Consider the following 22,738-nt stretch of genomic DNA (forward strand, 5'->3'; position numbering starts at 1 on the left):
CCACGCCGGTGAGACACTGCCTGGCATGAAGAATAAATTTTTTACAGAGGAGCAAAAATGAAAAAGGCAATCGCAACCTCGGCCCTTGGGTTGGTCGCCCTCGGCGCGCACGCGCAAACCAGCGTGACGTTGTACGGTATCGTCGATACGGGGATCGGCTATCAAAGCAGCTCGACGTCGCTCGGTTCGACCACGGGCGGCCGTTCGGCCGTCAAGATGGTCAACGGCATCTGGGCGGGCAGCCGCTTCGGCCTGAAGGGCAGCGAGGACCTGGGCGGCGGCACAAAGGCGATCTTCCAGTTGGAAGAAGGCTTTAACAGTGCAACCGGCGCGCAGGGCGTGAACGGTCTGGCGTTCAACCGTCAGGCTTATGTCGGTGTGGCCAATTCCACCTACGGTACGTTGACGGCCGGCCGTCAGTACACCTCGTACTACACGCTGCTGTCGCCCTATAGCCCGACCACGTGGCTGACCGGCGCCTACGGCGCACACCCGGGCGATCTCGATTCGATGGATACGCTCTACCGCGCCAATAACTCGCTGGTGTACACGTCGCCGAACATGTACGGCCTGACGGTGAGCGGTTCGTACTCGCTGGGTGGCGTAGCGGGCAGCACCAATGCGGGTTCGACGTGGAGCGCCGCGGTTCAGTATCTGAATGGTCCGTTCGGCATTGCAGCAGGCTTCCAGCGTATCAACAACTCGACGCCTGGCGGCGGTGCATGGGGCGCTGACTCCACGACGTCGAATGCGGGTGCGCAGGCAGGTGTGTCGGGCATCAATAACGGCTATCAGACGGCGCAGGCGCAGCAGCGTGTTGCGGTGACGGGCGGCTACGCGTTCAGCTCGCAATGGGATGTCTCGTTCTCGTACTCGAACGTGCAATACATTCCGGGTGTGAACTCGAAGTTCTTGAGCCAGGCGACCTTCAACACGGGCGGTGCGGTTCTGCACTTCAAGCCGCTGACGGCGCTGGATCTGGCTGCGGGTTATAGCTACACGCGCGCCACGGAATCGAACGGTATTTCGAGCGCGGCGACCTATCAGCAGTTCAACCTCTCGCAGTACTACAGCCTGTCCAAGCGCACGGGTCTGTACGCGCTGGAAGCGTATCAGCGTGCGGGCGGCCAGACGATCGGAACGAACGGCCGGAGCATCATCGACGCAACGGCCGATATCGGCGACGGCCAGAATGGCGCGCCGTCCTCGTCACGCAGCCAGGTTGCGGTGGGTGTGGGCATCATCCACAAGTTCTAATTGTGTAGCGAAGCGGCGGTGTCACGAGACACCGCCGCGGCGACGCGTTTCAGATACGCGTCGCTTTGCCTGGAAGTACTCGCTGCGCGCGCAACGCGCGCAGCATTTCGGCGATGTGCGAGCTTCGAGCATCGCACGCAGCATTCTCCGCGGCGCGTGTTATTGAGCGTCGCACGCGTTGGCCTGACCAACGCGCTCAGCCGCATCAGCACTCACGCATCCGCTTCGGACCACAAGCGCCCCCCTGTTGCCCAATTTTCGCGTTTGACGTCGGTGAGAATAATGTCTACCGAGTTCGGCTCGACGCCGAGCGATTCGCAGGTCGCCTTGGTGATGGCTTCGACGAACTGGCGTTTCTGTTCCAGCGAGCGGCCTTCGAAGAGTTCGATATGAAACGTAGGCATTGCGTAACTCCGTGATGAATGGCGTTGAAGAAAGACGTGACAAAGCGAATTGAATTTTAATCGCGGTAGGTGCGATCGAGCCGGTCGAGCTTGCGCAGCAAAGCGGGCCATTCGAGCGCGCCTTCGATGGCGCCGCCGTCGACCAGTTGGTCGGCGGTGCGTGCGGCTACCACATCGTTGGGCACGACGAGCGCGTTGCCGCATGCTTGCGCCTGCAACTGGATTTCGCAGGCCTTGATCAGCGTCGCCATCAATACATAGGCTTCCGCGACGGTGCGGCCTGCGGTGAGCGTGCCGTGATTGCGCAACAGCATGGCCGGTTTGTCGCCGAGATGCGCGACGAGGCGTTCGCCCTCGGTCGGCGTGAACGCGAGACCTTCGTATTCGTGATACGCGAGGTGCCCGTAAAAGCGCAGCGCGTGTTGCGACGCCGGCAGCAAGCCCGCCGGTTGAGCGGAAACCGCCACACCCGCCGTATTGTGCAAGTGCATCACGCAGACGGCGTCGGCGCGGGCCGCATGCACGGCGGCGTGCAGCGCGAAACCGGTGGCGTTGACCGGATGCTCGCTCGTGCCGACGATGTTGCCTGCGATATCGATCTTCACCAGGTTCGACGCGCACACTTCGTCGAATGCGAGGCCGAACGGATTGATCAGAAAGTGGCCGGGTTCGCCAGGAACACTGGCCGAAATATGCGTGTAGATCAGATCGTCCCAGCCGTTGAGCGCCGCGAGGCGATAGGCGGCGGCCAGATCGACGCGGGTGTGCTGTTCGGCTTCGGATCTCGGCCCCGCCTCGGCGACGCGGCCGGCGGGCGCGTGGGTGAATGACATGTCCGTCTCCTGAGATTGCTGGGTGGGCTGACGCTGCGGCCTGAATGTGTGGGCATCAAACCGATGCCGGGTCTGCGAGCAGGACGCACGCCCGAATCTATTGCCTGAATCCGGGGCGCTAACGTGCTCGGCCGAGCGGCGCCGGCGACGTGACGGGCCGTTCGGCTTCGTCGGCGCGCTCCGTCGGTTCGACGACTGCCGCGCCGTGCATCAAGCGGCCGGTGAGCCACTGCATGCTCCAGGTCGCGAGTACGAACGGCGCAGTCATGGCCGGCCACGCATAATAAGTCGCGATCACTTGCAACACGACCGAAAGCGCAACACCGCCGAGCGTCGCCGCGATGCCGCGATCGGCCAGCGCGATCGCGGTCAGCGCGCCGTTGAATCCTAACAGGCCCGCGTCGAACGAGCTTGCACTCGCGCCGAGCAGCAGGTGCGCGGCGCTCGCCAGGCCCCCGCCGACGAACGCCCAGAGGGCCTGCCGCCGCGATGCTGCCGCAATCCCAATCAACACGAGCAAACCCGGTAGCGCGCCGGACGCAAAGCCGGTTTGCGCGAAACCGGCGAGTAAGCCCTCGCTCAGTTGCGCCACGCTGAGCGTGTGCAGGGCAGGCAAACTCGCTGCGTGAGTTCCGCTGGTCACGAGTGGAAGCCAAAGCCACGTGACGATCAGACAAGGGCTCGACAAACAGCCGAGCCCGTGCGCGCGCAGCCGGCGTGACCATGGCTCAAGCAACCACGCCGTGCCGGTCGCGGCCAGAATCGCCACGGCAGCGGCTGTCGCATTGTCGGCGATGAAGCTGAACGCGGCGAGACCGGCGAGCGCGCCGTTAAAGCCGTGCAGTCCATCGCGTGTGTCGTCGTCGCGATAGCCGGCCAATACCGCGCTCACGTTGGCCGCAACCGCGCCCATCAGCGCCGCGCAGGCGAGGCGCGGATCGCATAGCAGCCATGCGGCGAGCAGGCACGCGCCGGTCAACGCATTCGGCTGCAGCACGATCTGGCCCAGACTGCGCAGCAAGGTGCGCAAGGCAGCGGATGGTGCGTCGGTTGCGGCGGCGTGCATGGCTAAAGGCGGTGAATTCGATGTGACGCGACTTTGCCGCGTGCGAATCAGACGCTCGCGGCGGGTCAGGTTTCAGGTTGAGTGTGAATCGCGAGCATAGGCCACTCGCATCGCGCCGGGCATCGCGAGGCGTTGATAGTGGCTATTTGCGACACCGGCGCGTCATGGCCGATCCGTCGGCGAACCGAAAGTTTTCGCGCTACGATACGAATCCGGCGCGCGTGCCGTGCCGTTCAAACAAGGAGACAGGCTGATGCGTGAACTAAGATGGGCATCGGAAGAGGGTGACGGCTTCGAACATCTGGCGTTCGAGGCGCGCGAGGACGGCTTCGCGGTTGAGAGCGTCCTCGTCGGGCAGCGCTACGGCAAAGCCTATGGCCTGCACTACAAGGTACATTGCGATGCGCAATGGCGCACCACGTACGCATGGCTGAAGATCGTCGGCGGAGCGGAACTGGAGTTGCATGGCGACGGCGCCGGTCATTGGCACGATGGCCACGGCCTCGTGCTGAGCGCGATCGAAGGATGCCTCGATATCGATATCGCCGCCACGCCGTACACGAACACGTTGCCGATCCGCCGTTTGCAACTGGCCGAAGGCGAGCGTCAGCCGATTTCCGTGGCCTATATTTCGACGCCTGATTTGCAGGTTACGCGCGCCGAGCAGGCGTATTCGTGCATCGAATTGAATCGCGTGTATCGCTACGAGGGCATCTTCCGCAATTTCACCGCGAACCTCACGGTGGATGAAGACGGCCTCGTGATCGACTATCCGACGCTATTCACGCGCCTGCCGCGCGAGCGTTGAACGTCGAGGTGCCGGCACCGCCGCTGTCTGCCGGCGGCTGTGCACGGTGCCGCTCGACAAAGCGTTCGATGCCTGCCGCGATACGCTCGGGTTCGCGCAACACGACCCAATGCCCAGCGTCGATTTCAGTGCGGCTATACGCGCCGAGCCAGTCTTCGAGTCCAATGGAGAGCTCGGGCCCAACGTAGCGATCGCGCAGCGGCACGATGAACTGCACCGGCGCATGCGCATGGCGGGGGCGCGGGTGCAGCAATTTGTCGATGAAATTGGCGCGGTAGAGATTCAGGCCGTTGATCGCGTTGCGCGTTTGCGCCGGATCGCGTTCAGGGCGTACGCGTTCGGTCAGACGCAGCCATAGTGGCCACATGCGTGCGCCGCCCGCGCGCCATACCAGCTCGGGCAGCAGCGGCAGGTGAAAGAAGAAGATGTACCAGGATTTGAGCGTTTGCCGCAGGCCACTGCCGAACGGGCGCTTTGCTGCCTGAGGTGATGGATGTGCTTTGGGCTGTTCCGCACGATCAGCGCCGGAGCCGGAGCCGGAGCCGGAGTCAGAGTCAGGCCCAGCTCTACCGCCGCGTAACCCAAACGATACGTGATCGAGACACGCCCCGGAAATCGACGTGTACGACGCAATGCGGCCCTTGAACGCCGGATCGGTGACCGCTTCCCAGCTTTGAATCGACCCCCAGTCGTGGCCGACCAGATGAAACGGCCGCGCACCGCAGATTGCATCGGCGACGGCGGCGAGATCGGCCGCCAGACATTCGAGCCGGTATGCCGCGCGCGACGCAGGCGCGTCGGACGCACCCGCGCCACGCACGTCATAACTGATCACGCGGTAACGCGCGTCGAGCTGCGCGCGCACCGGTTCCCACACGGCAGCCGAATCAGGATAACCGTGCACCAGCACGATCGGCGGCGCGTCGCGCGGCCCGCTCACGTAGACCGCGAGCCGCACGTCGCCGGCCTCGACCGACAGCGTGTCGCGTATCACGCGGCCGCCTGCACGCCGCGCCGCGCCGCTTTACGTGCGCTCGGCGTGGCCGCGTTGGCGGCGTCGACCGCGGCGACGAGACCGTCGATGCGGGCCAACTGCGCGCGATTGTCGTGATCCCACGGATGGAAACCCGGCCGGAAGAAGCTCAGCCATTCACCGGCGATACGTGGAAACACACCGTGACGCGGGCCATACAGATACTTCACGACGCGCCACATGCCGCGGATGTGACCGCCGCGCTTGCGATCGGCGATGATCAAACGCAGGTGGTAGTCGAACACGATCAGCCAGAACGTCAGCGTGGTGGCGAGCATCGTGCCGGTGCGCAGCAGGTAGCGTCCGGGACCCGGTTTGAGCACCGCATTCCACACGTCGTACGAAACCGATTTGTGCTCGGTTTCTTCGAGCGCATGCCAGGTCCACATCTGCGTATAGCCTTCGACCGAGCCGCCAATCCGGGTGGCGTCTTCGAGCAGCAGGCCCGCGAGCATCGCCGTGTAATGTTCGAGGCAGACGGTGAGCGCGAGTTGATACGAGTGCGGCAGGATCTTGCGGCCGAAGTTGAGAATCGCCCATAGGCGCTTGTCGAGTTTATGCGCGGGCAAGCCGGCTTCCTGTAGCAGATCGTTGTATTCGACGTGCTCGCGCGTATGCATCGCTTCCTGGCCGATGAAGCCGAGCACCTGCTTTTTCAGCACGGGGTCGTCGATCTGGTCGCGGTAGTGGCGCACGCTGTCCATGAAGAAACGCTCGCCGGCTGGAAAGAGCAGCGAAAGCGCGTTGAAGAAGTGTGTCACATGTGAGCCCTGCACGTGCCAATCGGCGGCACGTTCGGGCGGCAAGTTGAAACGGAGGTCGCGGCGAACCGGCATCATGGCCTTTCTCCTTGTGATCCTTTATGTGCTGCGGGTTGTGCTGAGCGATTGGATTAGATGGCGAGCCATCTCGCGTTCCATGTCGGGCGGCGCATCACGCACGTCGGCCGTCCACTTGCGCGGCGCGGCGCGCGCGCTTTTCCGCAATGCGTTTCATGCGGCGCGTTTGCATCACCACCAGCGCCTGATAGGCCGCCGGCAAGGTCCGCGCTAACCAGTCGGCGGCGCGTGCGTCGCGGCCGATCAACACGCGCCGCCTGTTCTTGCGCACACCGTGCAGAATCACGCGTGCGGCTTCGTCGGCGGTGGTGATAAAAAACTTCTCGAAGTCGTCCTTGCCTTGCTGTTCGTTTTCCAGCATGAAGCCGACCATGTTCGACGAGATCCGGCTCGACTGCGCGATACCAGTGCGGATGCCGCCAGGATGCACACAGGTTGCCGACACGCCGCACTTCATCAGATCGAGTTCCTGGCGCAACGCTTCGGTAAAACCGCGCACGGCGAATTTGGTCGCGTTGTAGCCGCTCATGCCGGGCTGCGAGAAGAGGCCGAACACGCTCGACGTATTGACGATGTGGCCTTCACCCGAGCTCTTGAGATACGGCAGAAACGCCTTCGTACCGTGCACCACGCCCCAGAAATTGATGCCGACGATCCACTCCAGATCGGCGTACTCCATGCCTTCGATGGTGCTCGACAGCGCCACGCCCGCGTTGTTGAACACGAGGTTCACGCGCTGATGCTGTGCGGCCGTTTCGGCGGCCCAGTCGAACATCGCGGTGCGCTCTGACACGTCAAGCACGCGCGTAGTGATACGCAGCGGCGAGCCGACGATATGCGGCGACGCGGCCTCTGCGAGTTGCGCGGTTTCCGCGAGGCTCGTGGCATTGCGGTCGGCGAGCGCGAGGTGGCAGCCTTCGCGCGCCAGCTGAATGGCGAGCGAACGGCCCATGCCTGAGCCTGCGCCGGTGATCGCGGCTACCCGGTCGGTGAAGTTCTTCATTGGCTTATCTCCTGTCCTCTCTGAACGGTGCCTTGTCGTTATGCTTTTTTCAGGTTGCTTCGGCGGATGTCGCCGTCGTGGCATGTGCATCTGCAGGCTGCTGCGTGCCTCCGTGCCCGCTCAACGGCTGCGCAGCCGGCGCATACGCGAGGTAGTCACCCATGCTGAAGCTGCGGGTCGCCTGGCGGAATTTGTAGGCGAATCCCGGCCACAGCGTCGTGTTCCTGCCGGTCTTCGGATCGAGATACCAGCTCTTGCAGCCGCCCGTCGACCAGATCGCGCGGCCGAGTTTCTGCTGGATCTGTTCGTTGTAGGCGCGCTCGACTTGCGGGCGGACTTCGATCGCAGCGGCGCGTTCCGCGCTCATCGTCTTCAGCGCGCGCAGAATGTATTCGACCTGCGACTCGATCATGAACACCATCGAGTTATGACCGAGGCCGGTGTTCGGACCGACGATCATGAAGAAGTTCGGATAACCAGGCAGTGTCGTACCCAGATACGCATGCGCGCCGTCGCGCCATGTGTCGACGATATCGATGCCGCCACGGCCCCGTACCACGCCCGCCGGAAATGGATCGGCCACCTGAAAACCGGTGCCGAAGATCAGGCAATCGGCCGGATGACGGACGCCATCGGTTGTGATCACCGCGTCTGCTTCGACCCGGGCGATGCCGGTGGTGGTCACCGATACGTTCCGGCGCGACAGCGCCGGGAAGTAGTCGTTCGAGATCAGAATCCGCTTGCAGCCCATCGTGTAGTTCGGCGTGAGCGTGGCGCGCAATTGCGGATCGGGCACCTGGCGGCGCAGATGCCGCTGCGCGATTTTCTGCGCGGTCTTCATGAGCGAAGGGTGAACCGCGAAACCGAAGGCGCGTGATTCGAGCATGCAGTACAGCGCCGAACGCATGACCTTCTGCGTGAACGGCAGATGCCTGAAGAGCCATTGTTCGAGCGGCTTCACCGCGCGGTCGGCCTTCGGCATGATCCACGGCGGCGTGCGCTGGAACAGGTTCAGATGCGAGACGCGCGGCGCGATCTGCGGCACGAACTGAATCGCGCTCGCACCTGTGCCGATCACCGCAACGCGTTTGCCTTCGAGCGAATAGCTGTGGTCCCAGTGCTGCGAGTGGAACGCTTTACCCTTGAATGTCTCGATGCCGGGAATGTTCGGCATGGCGGCGCGCGACAGTCCGCCCATTGCCGAGATCAGCACGCGCGCCGACCATTGCTGGCCGTTCGCGAACGTCAGTTGCCAGCGGTGGCGGCTTTCGTCATAGATCGCGCTCGCCAGTTCATGGCCGAACCGCAGATGACGCTGAATGCCGAAGCGCTGCGTGCAGTCTTCCAGATAAGCGCGAATTTCCGGCTGACGCGCGAACATGCGGGTCCAGCGCGGATTCGGGGCAAACGAGAACGAGTAGACGTGCGATTGGACGTCGCAGGCGCAGCCGGGGTAGTGGTTGTCGCGCCAGGTACCGCCGACCGACGCGGCCTTCTCGGCGACGATGAAATCGGTCATGCCGGCTTGCCGCAGCCGGATCGCCATGCCGAGGCCCGCAAAGCCGGAGCCGATGATGGCGATATCGGTAACGATCGGCGCGCAGGCATCGGGCGCCGCGTCGTCGGGGGGCATCATGCGTGCGTTCATCCGATCCGTCTCCTTGTTGTTCGCTCTTAACTGTTACAGTGTTTGATGTAACAATAAAGACTGTCAACGGATGACGCAAGCGGTGGGTTAGACGGGAGACTCTATGGCGTGAAGACGCGGGTAGCCCAAGGCCCACGCGGCTACGGGCCCGCCGGGCAAGGCTTCCAGACTGATGGGGACGCGTGGATCTTTCCACAATGTGAAAAGTGCCGGGCGGATTCGCTTCGGAATCCGCCCGGCCTACAAGCTTTAAAGCGTTATTGCACCGAAGCCTGTCGCGCCGCGATCACGCGAGCGGGAGCGGATTCGTCCGCCTCGTTGCTTTGCACGATATGCAGTTCACGTGTCCGAACCGGCAAGCCGCATTGCGCATTGTTGAGCGTTTGACGAACCTGCCGGGCGAGGTCCCAGCGCATGTCCCAGAACGTGTCGATATTGGCCCACACGCGGATGTTCAGGATCACGGTGCTGTCGTCGAAACGGGCCACCATCACCTGCGGCGCGGGCGTTTGCAGCGCGCGCGGGTCGGCAACGGCCAGATCGCGCAGTGCGGCCAGCGCCTGGTCGACGTCGTCACGCACGGAGATTTCCACTTCCAGATCGAGGCGGCGGGTCGGATTGCGGTTGTAATTGCGGATTGAATTGCTCCACAGCGCACTGTTCGGCACGTATTCGCAAATGCCGTCGGATTTCGTGAGACGCGTGGTGAACAGGCTGATTTCCTCGACGGTGCCTGAGACGTTGCCTGTGCCGGCGTCGATCGAATCGCCCACCTTGAACGGCCGCAACAGCAAAAGCATGATGCCGGCCGCAATGTTTTGCATCGTGCCCTGCAACGCGAGGCCGATAGCGAGGCCGGCGGCGCCGAGCACGGCGACGATGCTCGCCGTCTGGATACCCAGTTGCGACAGCGCGCCGATGATGGAGACGATGCGAATGCTCCACAAGCAGGTGTCGCAAATGACCGGCCGCAGCGTGGCGTCCATGCGCGACTGGCTTGCGAGCAGCCGGTTGAGTGAGCGGGCGGCGCGGCGGGCGACCCACCAGCCCACCACCACGATCAATGCGGCCGCGCACAGGTGCATCGAAATCGTGGTGAGTGCGTCCCAAAGGAAGGTCCACCGGTTGGGGTGGATCTCAGCGAGTAGATTCTGCATGGCCTTGACGGTCCTGATTCTTGAGCGGCGCGAGTTTTTCGCCGCATGGTTGGTAGGAAGCCTGAATTCCGCGCGCCCGCGTAATGCGGGTGACGAGCAGGTATTCGGGACATGACGCAATTGAAGCGTGCGGAGAAGGGACCGCTTCGCAAAAGGAAAGTTCTACCGGTACACGTTTTTTGACAGATTGAATGTCCGGATGCGAAGGGCGGCGATAACGCTACGCCATGATTTGCTACGGATGGCGAACTAATCGGCCGTGCCGTGTGATTCAAACCGCCGACGTTTACTTTTCCGCAAGCCGGCCACCTGTATGTCTATTTTTCAGGTTTATGTTTCTTTGGCGCAGCGCGCTGCGCGGCTGTGCCTTCGGCCGGATGGCCCAGTTTCTTTTCCATGATCGCCGCGACCCGGTCGCCGAGATAATCGCCGGAGGCTTCTTCAAGCGCGCGGTTCATTTCGCTTTCGACCAGCACCATGGCGAGCGGCCGCACACGCCAGATCGCGTCAACCAAAGCGGGCACGTCGGCAGGCGGCGGCAACGCGTCGGCGTCGTAGCGGTCCAGTTGGCGAACCACCAGATCGACCAGCGCCTTGGCGACCGCATTGAAATGGGGTCTGGCGATGCCCACGGCGTCGAGCAGGTCGGCGAGGGGAATACCTTCCTTCGCGAGAGTGGCGCCGGCGGCCAACGCCGTGGGATTGCCCGATACGAACGAAAGGCCGTCGCGCTCCAGCAAACCGAGATCGACCGCTTTGCCGAGGGCGCTCGGCGAGGCTTTGTCGCCGAACATCTGCAGCAGTTCGATCAGCGAGAATTTTTTCGGCCGCTCGCGCGACCAGCGCCCGCCGATTGCGGTTTCAAGGCCGAGGATGGAACGCAGATCGTGGCCTTCGTCGACAGCCATGATCAGGTCCTGGATGTTCGCGAGCGTGTAGCCGCGCGTCAGCAGGTGGTTGATCAGCTTGAGGCGCGACACGTGCGTGTCGTCATACACGCCGACGCGGCCGCGCTTTTCCGGCGGCGCGAGCAGGCCGCGGTCCTGATAGGCGCGCACGTTGCGCACGGTGGTATCGGTGACGCGCGCGAGTTCGTCGACGGTGTATTCGTTGCGCGGCGTGTCGCTTGCCGCGGCGTTCGAGGCGCCGGGCGCGGGCGGAAAGGGGGGCGGCGTATTGGGCATGACCGGATTTTAACGCGCCGGTGAGAGCTGGGGCTTGCTTGACTGTTGGCAGGGCGGTGAGAGGCCGCTTCGCGGGAAGCCGCCTTCCTGACGCCTTCGAGACACGCGTCCCTTCAGTCGCGTCCTCGCGCCACATCGTCCGGTACGGATGAAGCGCCTGCGCCCAGGCTCCGCTGCATCAACGTGGTGTCGAGCCATCGGCCATGCTTGAAGCCGACCGCCTTCAACGTGCCGGTCAATTCGAAGCCCAACTGCGTATGCAGCGACAGCGAACCGCCGCTGCCGCCGTCGGCGATCACGGCGACCATCTGGCGCCACGGTCCGCTCTCGCAGCGTTCGATCAGGGCCTGCAATAGCACGCGCCCCAGGCCCCGCCCGCGATACGCGTCGCCGATGTAGATTGAATCTTCGATCGTGTTGCGATAGGCGGCGCGTGGCCGGTACGGCGTGGCGTAGCAATAGCCGGCGACTTCGCCGTCGATCTCGGCCACCATGTACGGCAGTCCGTGACCGCGCACCGAAGCGAGGCGCGTGCGCAGGTCGTCAACGGTAGGCGGGATTTCTTCGAACGAGGCGACGCCGGTCAGCACGTGGTGCGCATAGATCGCCTGGATCGCGGGCAGATCGGCTTCGGTGGCGTCGCGAACCAAGGGCGCGGACGGCGGGGTAATCGCTGAATCGGCCGAATGGGGAGCGGGGCGAGTGGTACTCATACGTGTTCCTGGCGTGGGCTGCGGATCTGATGACAGGTTTTACTATGCCCGCCGCGCGCGTGAATTTGAAGCGAGTCAAAAATCGCCGCGGTCCATAGGCAGGATCAGCGCAGCCATCGATGCCAGGCGCGCGCCACGCCTGGCATGGAACACATGCTACAACGCCGCATCCACGCCGATCGCTTCGACCGCCTTGCGCTGATAGCCTTCAGTCGCGAGCAACAAGCTGCGTGTGTACTCGTGCTCGACCTGTTGCGCGCGAATCTGCTCGATATCGCGTTGCTCGACGATTTCGCCGTTGCGCATCACCGCGACGCGCTGGCAAAGAAAGCCGACTACCGCGAGGTTGTGGCTGACCAGCACCATGGTCGGTTTGCGTTCGCGGTGCAGGCGCCGCAGCAGATTGAGGATTTCGGCTTGCACGGAGACGTCGAGCGCGGAAGTCGGTTCATCGAGCAACAACACGCGCGGTTCGACGATCAACGCGCGCGCAATCGCCACACGCTGGCGCTGGCCGCCGGAAAGCTGGTGCGGATAGCGAAAGCGGAACGCCGGGCCGAGCCCGACCTCGAGTAACGCTTGCGCGATCCGCTCTTCCTGCCGGTCGATCCCGTTGATGACAAGCGGCTCCCGCAGCGTCTGGTCGACGGTGAAACGCGGATGCAGCGACGCATACGGGTCCTGGAACACCATCTGGACGTCGCGTCTGAACGCGCGGTCGATCTTCGCGCCGAGCAGATGACTGCCCACCTGCATGCGTCCGCCCGCCAGCGGCACGAGGCCCGTCAATGCCCGCAGAATGGTCGACTTGCCCGAGCCCGATTCGCCGACGAGGCCGAATACCTCGCCTTCGTCCACATGAAAGCTGGCGTCCTTCACTGCGTCGAAAAAGCCGGTTTTTGTTTTGAAGCGGATCCGCGCTTCCTGTACGTCGATCATGCCGGCACTCCATGGGTGTCCGTGAGCCACGCGGGGTCGCGCCGGAGCACGGGCAATTCGTCCGGTGGGTTGACGAGCGGCGGATTGGCAGCCAGCAGGCCGCGCGTATAAGGATGTTGCGCATGGACCAGATCGCGCGCCGCACAGGTTTCGACCACACGTCCCGCATACATCACGACGACGCGGTCGCAGAACGACATGACGAGCGGCAGGTCGTGACTGATCAGGATCAGGCCGGTATCGTGCTTCGCGATCATTTCGTCGAGGATGGCGAGCACCTGTACCGAGACCAGCACGTCGAGCGCGCTCGTCGGTTCGTCGGCGACCAGCAGGCGCGGGCCTGACGACACCATCATCGCGATCATCACGCGCTGTCCCATGCCGCCGGATAGCTCGTGCGGCCAGGCGTCGGCAACCCGTTCAGGATTGCGGATATGCACCGCGGCGAGGGCGTCGACGATCTTCTCGCGCATCGCCTTGCGGCCCAGCTTCGGATCGTGCAACGCGAATGCTTCGCGCATCTGCTGCGCGACGGTCATCACCGGATTGAGCGAATACTTCGGGTCCTGCAGGATCATGCCCATTTGCTGCCCGCAAAGACGGCGACGTTTGCGAGGCGACATGGCGAGCAGATCCTGGCCCTCGAACCTGAGCGCCTTCGCCGTGCAATGCGCGGCGGGCGGCAGCAGGCCGAGCAGCGCGCGACCGGTCAGCGATTTGCCCGAACCCGATTCGCCGACAATGCCAAGCCGTTCGCCTTTGTTGACGCTCAGTGAAAGACCGCGCACGGCATCGCTCAGTTTGCCGTCGTGGCCGCGAAAAGCCACATGCAGGTCGTCGATTTCGCACAGCGGGTGGCTGGAAACGAGTGCCATTTTTTCAGCCTCCATGGCGGGGATCGAAGACGTCGCGCAGACCGTCGCCGAGCAGATTGAACGACAGGCTCACGAGCAGAATCGCAAAGCCGGGAATCGTCGCGACCCACCATGCGTCGAGCAGGACATTGCGGCCCGATGCCACCATGAAGCCCCATTCCGGACTGGGCGGTTGCGCGCCGAGGCCGAGAAAGCCGAGCCCGGCCACCGTCAGAATTATGCCGGCCATGTCGAGCGTCGCCCGCACGATCACGGACGACGAACACAGCGGCATCACATACCGCAGCAGCAAACGCAGGCGCGAAGCCCCTTGCAAACGCGCCACGTGCATGAAGTCGGCCTGCACGATGCGCAGCGTTTCGGCGCGCGCGAGCCGTGCATAAGCGGGCCACGCGGTAATCGAAATGGCGATCACCGCATTGATGACGCCCGGGCCGAGCGCGGCGGCGAAGGCCAGCGCCAGCACGATCTTGGGAAAGGCGAGCGCGATATCGGTGATGCGCATCAACACGTTATCGATCCAGCCGCCGAAGAAGCCGGCCGTGGTGCCCACCAGCAAACCGACCGGCACGACGATCACGACGACCAGGATCGCAATCGACAACGTCAGGCGCGAGCCGTAAATCAGACGCGAGAGAATATCGCGTCCGAGCTGATCGGTGCCGAGCCAATGCGATGCGGAGCCGGGCGGCAGCAAACGGTCCGCCAGCACCTGTTGTAACGGATCGTGCGGCGCGAACCACGGCCCGATCGCCGCGATGACAATCAGCAGCGCCAGAATCGCGAGGCCGAACACCGATAGCGGATTGCCGGTGAAGCGCCGCCAGCGCCGGTATGCGAGCCCGAGCGCGGCCTGTTTGCGCGAGCCCGGCGTGTCGCTCAGGAGCCAGTCTTTCCAGTGTCGGGGCGGGGCGTTCATCGGCCGATCCTGCAATGAATCGTGGGTGGAAGGGAGCACGGCTTCGATCTCCGGAGCATCAGCGGGCGCGCGGATCGAACACGCGGTACAGCGCGTCGGTCAGCAGGTTGAGGGCGATGAAGGTGATGCCGATCACGAGGGTGCTGCCGAGCACTGCGTTCATATCGGCATTGAGCAAGGCGCCGGTGAGGTAAGAACCGATGCCGGGCCACGCGAAGACGATTTCAGTGAGCACCGAGCCCTCTAGCAGATAGCTGTAGGCGAGCGCGATCACGGTAAGAAGCGGCACGGCGATATTGCCGAACGCATGCCGCCAGATCACGCGGCGCTCCGGCAAGCCTTTGGCACGCGCCGTGGTGATGTATTCCTGACTCAACTGGTCGAGCATGAAGGAGCGCGTCATACGGCTCAGATAGGCGACCGAGTAGTAACCGAGAATCGCTGCGGGCAATGCGATATGCGAGAGCGCGTTGAAAAACACGTCCCATTCGCCGGCGATCAGAGAGTCGATCAACAGGCTGCCGGTATGGGTGTCGACCATCCCGTCGAACACCGGATCGATGCGGCCCGGACCGGACACCCAATGCAGCTTCGCGTAAAACAGCAGCAAGCCCATCAGGCCGAGCCAGAAGACCGGCACCGAACTGCCGATGAGACCGACGAAGCGCGCGACATGATCGATCCAGCGGTTATGGCGGACCGCGGCGATCACGCCGAGCGGCACCCCCACCAGCACGCCGAGGATCGTGGATAGCGTGGCCAGCTCGAGCGTGGCGGGGAAGACGCGCTTGATATCGTCGACCACCGGATGCGCGGTCAACAGCGACATGCCGAGATTGCCGTGCACCACATCGCGTACATAGATCAGAAATTGCACCACGAGTGGCTTGTCGAGGCCGAGTTCGATGCGCATCGCGGCATAAGCCTGCGCGGAAGCGCGATCGCCGAGCACGGCCAGAACCGGATCGATCGGCACCTTGCGGCCGATGATGAAGGTCACCGCCAGCAGGCCGATAAATGTGATCAGCAGCGTAAGCACCCAGCGCAGCAGAAGCAGGGTTCCACGTACGCTGCCGTGACCGGCGGAGAGCGCGCGCACGCGCTCCAGCGTGGTGAGGGGTGTGATGGGAGTCGACATGGTTATCTTCCTTGCCTGAGGCGCGGCCACGACGCGACAATCGATCGCCGCAAAAACACCGCGCTTCAGGCTCTGGCGCTTACTGCTTCTTCAGATCACGATACGACACGAGGTCGTTGATCGGGCCGACCTCGAGACCGCTCACGCCCGGACGATACGCCACCTGCGCGACCTTCTCGAACATGATGACGAACGGCGACTTCGCCAGCACTTCCTTCTGCATTGCCTGATACATCTGCGCGCGTTTGGTGGTCGACGATTCGGCAAGCGCCGCGTTGGTTTCCTTCGTCAGCTCGGGAATGTCCCACGCGTTGCGCCAGGCGAGCATCTTGTAGCTCGAAGCGTCGCTATTGTCCGGATTCCACGTGAAGCCCTGCGCGTTGCTGTGTGGGTCGATATAGTCCGCGGACCATTCGCCGATATAGATATCGTGCTGACGGGCGCGATATTTGGCGAGCGTCTGTTTGTTGTCGCCCGGAATGATCTCGACCTTGATGTTGGCCTGCGCGAGATTGGCCTGTACCGCCTGCGCGATCTCGTTGTACGGATAGTCGTTACGCACGTCCATCTTCACCGTGAAGCCGTTGGCGAGTCCGGCCTTGGCGAGCAGGGCTTTGGCTTTGGCGACGTTCTGCTGATAGGGGTTCGCATTCAGCGCGCCAAGGAAGCCTTCCGGCAGGAAGGTCTCGTGCACCTTGTAGGTGGATCGAACGACGTGATCCTGAATGCCGTTGTAGTCGATCAGCCATTTCATCGCTTCCTGCACCTCGGGCCTGGCGAGGTTGGGGTTCTTCACGTTCAGGCCGAGGTACATCAGCGTGGCTTGCGGCACCGGCGTCACGCGGGCTTTGCCGCTTTTGCCGAGCGTGGCGAGGTCGTCGGGGCTCAGATCGCGCGCGACGTCGACGTCGCCATTTTCCAGCAGAAGACGCTGGCTCGACGCTTCCGGCACATGGCGCAACACGATGCGTTTCATCGCGAGCGGCAAGCGGTAGCCGTCGAAGCGTTGCAGCACGATGCTGTCGTTAGCCGTCCACTTGACGAGCTTGTAGGCGCCGGAGCCGGCCTCGTTGGTGCGCAGCCAGTCGTTGCCGAAGTCGTTGCCCTTCTGATGCGACATCAGCAGCTTCTGGTCGAGCACCGAAGCCGGCCAGGAACCCAGCACGTTGAGCACGAAGGTCGGCGCGTATTTCTGGTCCGTCGTGACGCTTACGGTCGTGTCGTCGACTTTCTTCACGCGCTGCAGCACGTTGTCTTTCGCCAGACCGATGCCCTGCAGCACCGCCGCCGGTCCTTTGTCGAGCAGCACGGTGCGCTGGATCGACCAGGCGACGTCGTCGGCCGTCAAAGGATTGCCCGAATGGAACTTGAGGCCCGGCCGGATCTTGAACGTGAAGGTGAGGCCGTCGGGGCTGACCGTCCACGATTGCGCGACGTCGCCGTTGAATTTCGACGGATCGCGCAAGTCGACACGCACGAGGCGGTCGTAGGTATTCGCCACATATTCTTCCGGCACGAGTTCGTAGACTTCGCCGGGATCGAGCGTGGTGAATTCATCGAGCAGCGTGGCCATGACGAACATGTCTTTCGGCGTAGCCGCCTGAGCGGGACCGCCCGCCACCGACAGCGCCAGGGCGGACGCGACGGCGGCCACCGCCAACGCATTGCGCAAAACCAGTTTCATACTCGCTCCGTGAGGAATGTGAACAGCCAGGGAAGAGGGACATTGCAAAGACGAATGGCTTACATCAGGCGCAGCGGACCGCTCTCGCTGTTGTCGATCAGCGGCAACACGCGCGAACCCGGCAGCTCGTAGTGCCACCATTCGCTCTTGATGTGCGTGAAGCCGGCGCCATGCATCACGCCGAGCAGCAGCGTGCGATTGCGTTGCACGTGCTCGGGCAAGCCGGGATGGAAGTGCTCGGATTCGATCGTCATGGCGTCGAAGCCCGTGCCCATGTCGAGTTCCTCGCCGTTCGCATCGACGAGTGTCAAGTCGAGCGCGGTGCCGCGGCTATGGTTCGAGCCGCGGCTGAGGTCGGCGACATAGGTTGGATCGGGCAGGAAATCCCACAGCACCTGCTGCGCTTGCGGCGGGCGGTAGGCGTCGAAAATACGCAGGCTCGTGCCGATGTTGCGCGCGAGTTGCACGGCCTGACGCAGCGCCGCTTCGGCGGGTTCCAGCAGCAGGCAGTGCGCCGCCTTGTAGATCGGCTTGCCGGTGAGATTGCGCGGCGTGGCGTACACGAGGTCGATGTCCACGCCGTGCGTGGCCGGCGTAATTTCGATGAGTCGGTGGTCGTTCATAGCGATGAGGTGAGGTTCAAAGATCGAACTGGTTGAGTTCGCCTTGCAGTTCGCGATTGCGGGCCACGCGATCGTCGAGCGTCGGTCCGAGCTGCTCGACGATCGCGCTGATCAGCAGGTTGAAGAGGCAGGTGAGCGGGGCGAGCGAGTCCCAGAACTGGCCGACGTCGGTCTTGACCTGCAGAAGGTCGCCCGCGAAGTCTCGCGCCCAGGGGCAATAGATATCGGTGACGAGCGCGAAGGGCAGGCCGCGGCGCGTGGCGGCCTCGCAATAGCGGCGCGCGATCATCGAGTAAGCGCGCGTGTCCGTGACGATCAGATACGGCGACGCGAACTCGGAGTTCAGCGAATCGACGTACGAACCCGACATGCCGTCGGAATAGAACACCCGCGGCCGGATGTATTCGAGGTAGCTATAAAACGCGTTGCTGATCCCGCGGGTCGATTGAATGCCGAGGATATAGACGGCGTCCGCGTTCGAAATGCGTTCGGCCACGTGCGCGAACATCGGCGATTGCGCGAGTTGATAGACGTGCTGGATCGCGCCGATTTCGAGTTCGAGCGAACGGGCGAGGGCGGGGCTGGGGGCGGGTGCGCCGGCCTGTGCGGCGTCGCCTTGCTCACTCGCCACGCGGCGGAACGCGTCGAGGCGATCCGTGATCATCCACGGGCGTTCCTGCGTGCCGCGCAGTTCGCGTTTAAGATCGTCGAGATTCCGATAGCCGACGCTGCGCAGGAACCGGCCTACCGAGATGCCGCTGGTGCCCGCCTGCTGCGCGATCTGGTCCGCGGTTTCGAGGCCCAGCCGATCGAGATTGGCGAGCAGATAGCTGGCAATCCGCTTGGCCGTGGGCGTCAATTCGGCGAAGCGGGCTTCGACAGTTTGGGCGAAGGCAGTCGGCATCGGGGCGCTGATCTGGTTAGTAACTTGTCATTTGTTCAAACAATGACACGTATCTAACAAAACCAATAAACTCAGCGCCAGCTTAAAAAAAATATCGGGAAGCTTGGTTCGATAGGATTTTGCTGAACAATGACTGCTATGCGGCTGGTCTTGCCGGCGCGGCCACCGGTCTCGTTCGCGAGAAGCGCCGCGCGCCAGCCACGCACCCCACTACTACGACAGTCACCAGAATCATCGCGGGCGGCACCTCCTCGTGCAACAGCAACCCGGCCAGCAGTAGGCCGAAGAACGGTTGCAGCAACTGCAACTGCCCGACCCCCGCGATGCCACCGAGCGCCAGTCCGCGATACCAGAACACGAAGCCGATCAGCATGCTGAAGAGCGACACGTACGCGAGCCCCCACAGCGCCGCGTGACTCACGCCTTCAAACGATGCGGGCCGTGTCCACCAGGCAAGCGGCAACATGACCGGCAGCGACAGCACCAGCGCCCACGAAATCACCTGCCAGCCGCCGAGGTGGCGCGACAGCCGTGCGCCCTCGGCATAACCCAGGCCGCAGACGATGATCGCCGCCAGCATCAACGCATCGCCGATCGGTGACGCATCGAGGCCATGGCGCAAGGCGAACGCGACCACCGCGCCGCTGCCGAGCGCCGAGAACAGCCAGAACGCCGGCTGCGGGCGCTCGCCGCCGCGCAGCACGCCGAAGATCGCGGTCGACAGTGGCAGGAGCCCGACGAACACCACGGCATGCGCGGCGTTCACGTGGCGCAGCGCAAGGGCGGTCAACAGCGGAAAGCCGACCACTACGCCGAGCGCGACCACGACGAGCGGGATGAGATCGCGCCGGGCGGGCCGCGCCTCGCGAAACACGAGCAGTAGCAGCAGCCCCAGCGTGCCTGCGATGGTCGCGCGGGCCACCGTCAGAAACACCGGATCGAGGCCTTGTACGGCGATGCGCGTGGCGGGCAGCGAGCCGCTGAATATCAATACGCCCACCATGCCGCTCACCCAGCCGTTCGTTGTCTTGTCCATCGAAAGAGTCCATGCACATTGAAATGGAACACATAGCATCCGCTTTCGGGATGCAAAGGGTAAGCTATGGATCAGTACAATTCACCCAAACTGTACCGAACAAGGAGCAGTACAGATGGCGGAAAGCGATAACAACCGGGCTGCCGCGGGCGCGCATACCGGCACGCGGGTCGGCACGGTGATGGACAGCCTGCGCGAGCGTATTGCGAGCCGTTCGCTGATGCCGGGCGCGCGCGTGCCGTCGATCCGCATGATGACCGAGACGCTCGGCGTGTCGAAGTCGACGGTAGTGGAAGGATACGACCGGCTGGTCGCGGAAGGCGTGATCGTGGCACGGCGCGGCTCCGGTTTTTTCGTGTCGGGCCATGCGCCGCCGCTCGCGCTCGCCGATCTGGGGCCGCGCCTCGATCGCGAGGTCGATCCGCTGTGGCTCACGCGGCAGTCGCTGGAGGCCGGTGCGAAGGTGTTCAAGCCGGGCTGCGGCTGGATGCCGCCTTCGTGGTTACCGGAAGATGGCGTGCGCCGCGCGCTGCGCGCCGTGGCGCGCGACCGCCAGGCGTCGCTGGCCGAATACGCGAGCCCGCTCGGTCTGCCCGCGCTGCGTCAGCAACTCGCGTGGCGGCTCGCACAGCACGGCGTCGAGGCGCCGCCCGAGCAGATCGTGCTGACCGACGGCGGCACGCATGCGCTCGATCTGGTCTGCCGTTTTCTGCTCGAACCCGGCGACACGGTCCTGATCGACGATCCCTGCTACTTCAACTTTCAGGCGCTGCTGCGCGCGCATCGCGCCCGCATCGTGGGGGTGCCTTATACCCCGTCCGGGCCTGATCTGGCGGCATTCGAGCGGGCGCTGATCGAGCATCGCCCGCGGCTCTACGTGACCAATTCCGCGGTTCACAATCCGACCGGCGCCACGCTCGCGCCGGCCATTGCGCATCGGCTGCTGAAACTGGCGGGCGAGCACAATCTGCTGATCGTCGAGGACGATATTTTCGCCGACTTCGAAGACGAGCCGGCGCCGCGGCTCGCGGCGTTCGACGGTCTCGCGCGAGTGGTTTCGATCGGCAGCTTTTCGAAGACCTTGTCCGCGGCCGTACGCTGCGGCTACATCGCGGCGCGCAGTGAATGGGTCGAACCGCTGGTCGATCTGAAGCTGGCCACCTCGTTCGGCAACGGGCAACTGGCCGCGAGCGTCGTGCATCGTTTGCTGGTGGACGGCACCTATCGGCGCCATCTGGAGTCGATGCGCGCGAAGCTGGCGGACGCCATGGGCGAGACGATCAGGCGGCTGGGCTATGCGGGTCTTGAAGTGTGGACGCGGCCACGCGCCGGCATTTTCGTGTGGGCGCGCCTGCCGGATGCACTCAACGCCGCCGATATCGCGCGTCACGCGTTAGCCGAAAGCGTGGTGTTCGCGCCGGGCAATGTGTTCAGCGCGTCGCGATCGGCGGCCGGCTTCCTGCGCTTTAACGTGTCGCAATGCAACCGGCCGAAGGTGTATGAAGCCTTGCAACGGGCGATGGAGGTGTCGGCCGCAGCGAGCGCGCGCTGAGCGTGTTTGAGCGCGCACTCGTGGTCAGACGCCATCACCTGACCTGATTACTTGCATAGCAACAGCAGACGTTCCTGATCCGTGCAGGATGAACGCGGTTTCTGCACGGCCTGCGCCGCCGTCGCGCTGAGCGCCGCGCTCTTGTTCGCCAGACACGCGCGCAAATGTTTCTCCACCGGGCCGTAGTATTTCCACCCGCGCACGAGCGTCGGCAGTTCCAGTTTCACCTGCTTCCATTTCGGATGCCCGTGCTCCTGCAGATTATCGAAGTTGGCGCACAGCGAGTCGGCAAAATGATTCAGATTGCCGACGGTATCGCGCAGACCGTAATCGTAAGTGACGAGAAAGGCCTTCACGGTTAGCGTGGGGACGTCTTCCTTGAGCCACGTCGGATAGCTGGTCGTGCGCAGCGTCGCGGGAAAATACGTCTGTTTGGCACGGACGGTTTCGGGCGCGTTGGGCTCCGCCCTCAGCGGGCGGATCTGTTGCAGCAGTTCGGGATTCATGTCGTTGAACAGTTTGGCCGGCTGCCCAACCACGATGATCGCCACATCCACCTTCTTGACGATCAACGCGGCCAGCGCGTCTTCGTTACTCAGGTGCTGGACGTTCTGCTCGGGAATCGACGTGCCAAACATCAGGTGATAGAGGGTCGTGGCCGATTGAGCCGTGCCGCTGCCGAGCAGGCCGACGCTAATGCTTTTGTCCTTGATGTCGGCGAAGGTTTTCATCGGCGAATCGGCGCGCACCACGACGTTAATTTCCTCGTCGTAGAGCGGCATGATGAGCCGTAGCGGCCGGATCGCCGTACCCGCATCGGCATTACCGGCGTTGGCCATGTCGATGTAGGCCTGATACACGTCGGACTGCACCAGCGCGAGTTTCACGCCCGGCTCGAAGCGCATGCGCTGCACGTTTTCAGCCGAGCCCTTCGAGGCCATCACTTCCAGGTCGATGCCCACGGGTTGCGCCACCCATTTCGACAGATCCTGCCCGAACTGGATATACGTGCCCCGTTCCGGACCGGTGACGATCTTGTAGTGCGCAGGCTCCGCGCCGGCCAACGAAGCCACGACCATCAGCAACAGCCCCAGCCATCCCGCCAGAAGTCTCTTCAGCATGG

The 22,738-nt window shown here is 63.6% G+C and carries 22 protein-coding genes; 3 read left to right on the plus strand and 19 right to left on the minus strand.

What is annotated here, in order from left to right; genetic code table 11:
- Nucleotides 1–57: 57 nt before the first annotated feature.
- Complete coding sequence (locus tag PQR53_RS19525; RefSeq protein WP_408457148.1) at nt 58–1,257, plus strand: porin; 1,200 nt, start codon at nt 58–60, stop codon at nt 1,255–1,257.
- A 212-nt stretch (nt 1,258–1,469) separates the two neighbouring features.
- Here the strand turns inward: PQR53_RS19525 and PQR53_RS19530 are convergent, their stop codons facing one another.
- From PQR53_RS19530 to PQR53_RS19540, 3 genes are all read right to left on the minus strand, one after another.
- Nucleotides 1,470–1,772: a 4-oxalocrotonate tautomerase gene (locus tag PQR53_RS19530; RefSeq protein ID WP_408457151.1), complete on the minus strand. Its 303-nt coding sequence runs from the start codon at nt 1,770–1,772 to the stop codon at nt 1,470–1,472.
- Complete coding sequence (locus tag PQR53_RS19535) at nt 1,718–2,494, minus strand: class II aldolase/adducin family protein (RefSeq protein WP_408457154.1); 777 nt, start codon at nt 2,492–2,494, stop codon at nt 1,718–1,720. The genes PQR53_RS19530 and PQR53_RS19535 overlap by 55 nt, the downstream gene beginning before the upstream one ends.
- Before the next feature lie 118 nt (nt 2,495–2,612).
- The gene (locus PQR53_RS19540; RefSeq protein WP_408457157.1) at nt 2,613–3,560 is read right to left on the minus strand and encodes an urea transporter; all 948 of its coding nucleotides are present in this window, start codon (nt 3,558–3,560) and stop codon (nt 2,613–2,615) included.
- A gap of 253 nt (nt 3,561–3,813) precedes the next feature.
- Here PQR53_RS19540 and PQR53_RS19545 point away from each other — a divergent pair, with 253 nt between their 5' ends.
- Nucleotides 3,814–4,368, plus strand: a complete 555-nt coding sequence (locus PQR53_RS19545) for a putative glycolipid-binding domain-containing protein (RefSeq protein WP_408457159.1) — start codon at nt 3,814–3,816, stop codon at nt 4,366–4,368.
- Here PQR53_RS19545 and PQR53_RS19550 read toward each other — a convergent pair.
- The 15 genes from PQR53_RS19550 to PQR53_RS19620 form a co-directional block, all read right to left on the minus strand.
- Nucleotides 4,343–5,362 carry an alpha/beta fold hydrolase gene (locus tag PQR53_RS19550; protein ID WP_408457161.1) on the minus strand — a complete coding sequence of 340 codons (1,020 nt, stop codon included), beginning with the start codon at nt 5,360–5,362 and terminating at the stop codon, nt 4,343–4,345. The genes PQR53_RS19545 and PQR53_RS19550 overlap by 26 nt on opposite strands.
- Nucleotides 5,359–6,240, minus strand: coding sequence for a metal-dependent hydrolase (locus tag PQR53_RS19555; RefSeq protein WP_408457164.1), 882 nt, complete (start codon nt 6,238–6,240; stop codon nt 5,359–5,361). The genes PQR53_RS19550 and PQR53_RS19555 overlap by 4 nt, the downstream gene beginning before the upstream one ends.
- A 94-nt stretch (nt 6,241–6,334) precedes the next feature.
- Complete coding sequence (locus PQR53_RS19560) at nt 6,335–7,243, minus strand: SDR family NAD(P)-dependent oxidoreductase (RefSeq protein WP_408457167.1); 909 nt, start codon at nt 7,241–7,243, stop codon at nt 6,335–6,337.
- Nucleotides 7,244–7,292: 49 nt separating this feature from the next.
- A complete protein-coding gene (locus PQR53_RS19565) occupies nt 7,293–8,891 on the minus strand; it encodes a flavin-containing monooxygenase (RefSeq protein ID WP_408457170.1) in 1,599 nt (532 codons plus the stop codon).
- Between the two features lie 257 nt (nt 8,892–9,148).
- Nucleotides 9,149–10,048 carry a mechanosensitive ion channel family protein gene (locus tag PQR53_RS19570; RefSeq protein ID WP_408457173.1) on the minus strand — a complete coding sequence of 300 codons (900 nt, stop codon included), beginning with the start codon at nt 10,046–10,048 and terminating at the stop codon, nt 9,149–9,151.
- Nucleotides 10,049–10,365: 317 nt separating this feature from the next.
- Nucleotides 10,366–11,232 (minus strand): MerR family transcriptional regulator, encoded by an 867-nt coding sequence (locus PQR53_RS19575; RefSeq protein WP_408457175.1) that lies wholly within the window; start codon nt 11,230–11,232, stop codon nt 10,366–10,368.
- Between the two features lie 113 nt (nt 11,233–11,345).
- Entirely contained in the window at nt 11,346–11,945 is a 600-nt protein-coding gene (locus PQR53_RS19580) for a GNAT family N-acetyltransferase (protein ID WP_408457178.1), read from the minus strand.
- Between the two features lie 156 nt (nt 11,946–12,101).
- Nucleotides 12,102–12,884 (minus strand): ABC transporter ATP-binding protein, encoded by a 783-nt coding sequence (locus PQR53_RS19585; protein WP_408457181.1) that lies wholly within the window; start codon nt 12,882–12,884, stop codon nt 12,102–12,104.
- A complete protein-coding gene (locus PQR53_RS19590; RefSeq protein ID WP_408457184.1) occupies nt 12,881–13,759 on the minus strand; it encodes an ABC transporter ATP-binding protein in 879 nt (292 codons plus the stop codon). Before PQR53_RS19590 ends, PQR53_RS19585 begins: the two co-directional genes overlap by 4 nt.
- Before the next feature lie 4 nt (nt 13,760–13,763).
- Nucleotides 13,764–14,678, minus strand: a complete 915-nt coding sequence (nikC, locus tag PQR53_RS19595) for a nickel transporter permease (RefSeq protein ID WP_408457187.1) — start codon at nt 14,676–14,678, stop codon at nt 13,764–13,766.
- Between the two features lie 58 nt (nt 14,679–14,736).
- Entirely contained in the window at nt 14,737–15,816 is a 1,080-nt protein-coding gene (locus PQR53_RS19600; RefSeq protein WP_408457190.1) for an ABC transporter permease, read from the minus strand.
- A 79-nt stretch (nt 15,817–15,895) separates the two neighbouring features.
- Nucleotides 15,896–17,500 carry an ABC transporter substrate-binding protein gene (locus PQR53_RS19605; protein WP_408457192.1) on the minus strand — a complete coding sequence of 535 codons (1,605 nt, stop codon included), beginning with the start codon at nt 17,498–17,500 and terminating at the stop codon, nt 15,896–15,898.
- Between the two features lie 59 nt (nt 17,501–17,559).
- The gene (gene ddpX, locus PQR53_RS19610; RefSeq protein WP_408457195.1) at nt 17,560–18,123 is read right to left on the minus strand and encodes a D-alanyl-D-alanine dipeptidase; all 564 of its coding nucleotides are present in this window, start codon (nt 18,121–18,123) and stop codon (nt 17,560–17,562) included.
- A 16-nt stretch (nt 18,124–18,139) separates the two neighbouring features.
- On the minus strand, nt 18,140–19,027 hold the full coding sequence (sapR, locus tag PQR53_RS19615; RefSeq protein ID WP_408457197.1) for a sap1 transcriptional regulator SapR: 888 nt from the start codon (nt 19,025–19,027) through the stop codon (nt 18,140–18,142).
- Nucleotides 19,028–19,163: 136 nt separating this feature from the next.
- Nucleotides 19,164–20,063 (minus strand): DMT family transporter, encoded by a 900-nt coding sequence (locus tag PQR53_RS19620; protein WP_408457200.1) that lies wholly within the window; start codon nt 20,061–20,063, stop codon nt 19,164–19,166.
- Nucleotides 20,064–20,178: 115 nt separating this feature from the next.
- Between PQR53_RS19620 and PQR53_RS19625 the strand changes: the two genes are divergently transcribed.
- Entirely contained in the window at nt 20,179–21,615 is a 1,437-nt protein-coding gene (locus PQR53_RS19625; protein ID WP_408457203.1) for an aminotransferase-like domain-containing protein, read from the plus strand.
- A 47-nt stretch (nt 21,616–21,662) separates the two neighbouring features.
- Here PQR53_RS19625 and PQR53_RS19630 read toward each other — a convergent pair whose 3' ends face one another.
- Nucleotides 21,663–22,736 carry a TAXI family TRAP transporter solute-binding subunit gene (locus PQR53_RS19630; protein ID WP_408457206.1) on the minus strand — a complete coding sequence of 358 codons (1,074 nt, stop codon included), beginning with the start codon at nt 22,734–22,736 and terminating at the stop codon, nt 21,663–21,665.
- Nucleotides 22,737–22,738: the final 2 nt, after the last annotated feature.

The organism is Paraburkholderia fungorum (genome assembly GCF_046027605.1).
Classification (GTDB): Bacteria; Pseudomonadota; Gammaproteobacteria; order Burkholderiales; family Burkholderiaceae; genus Paraburkholderia; species Paraburkholderia fungorum_F.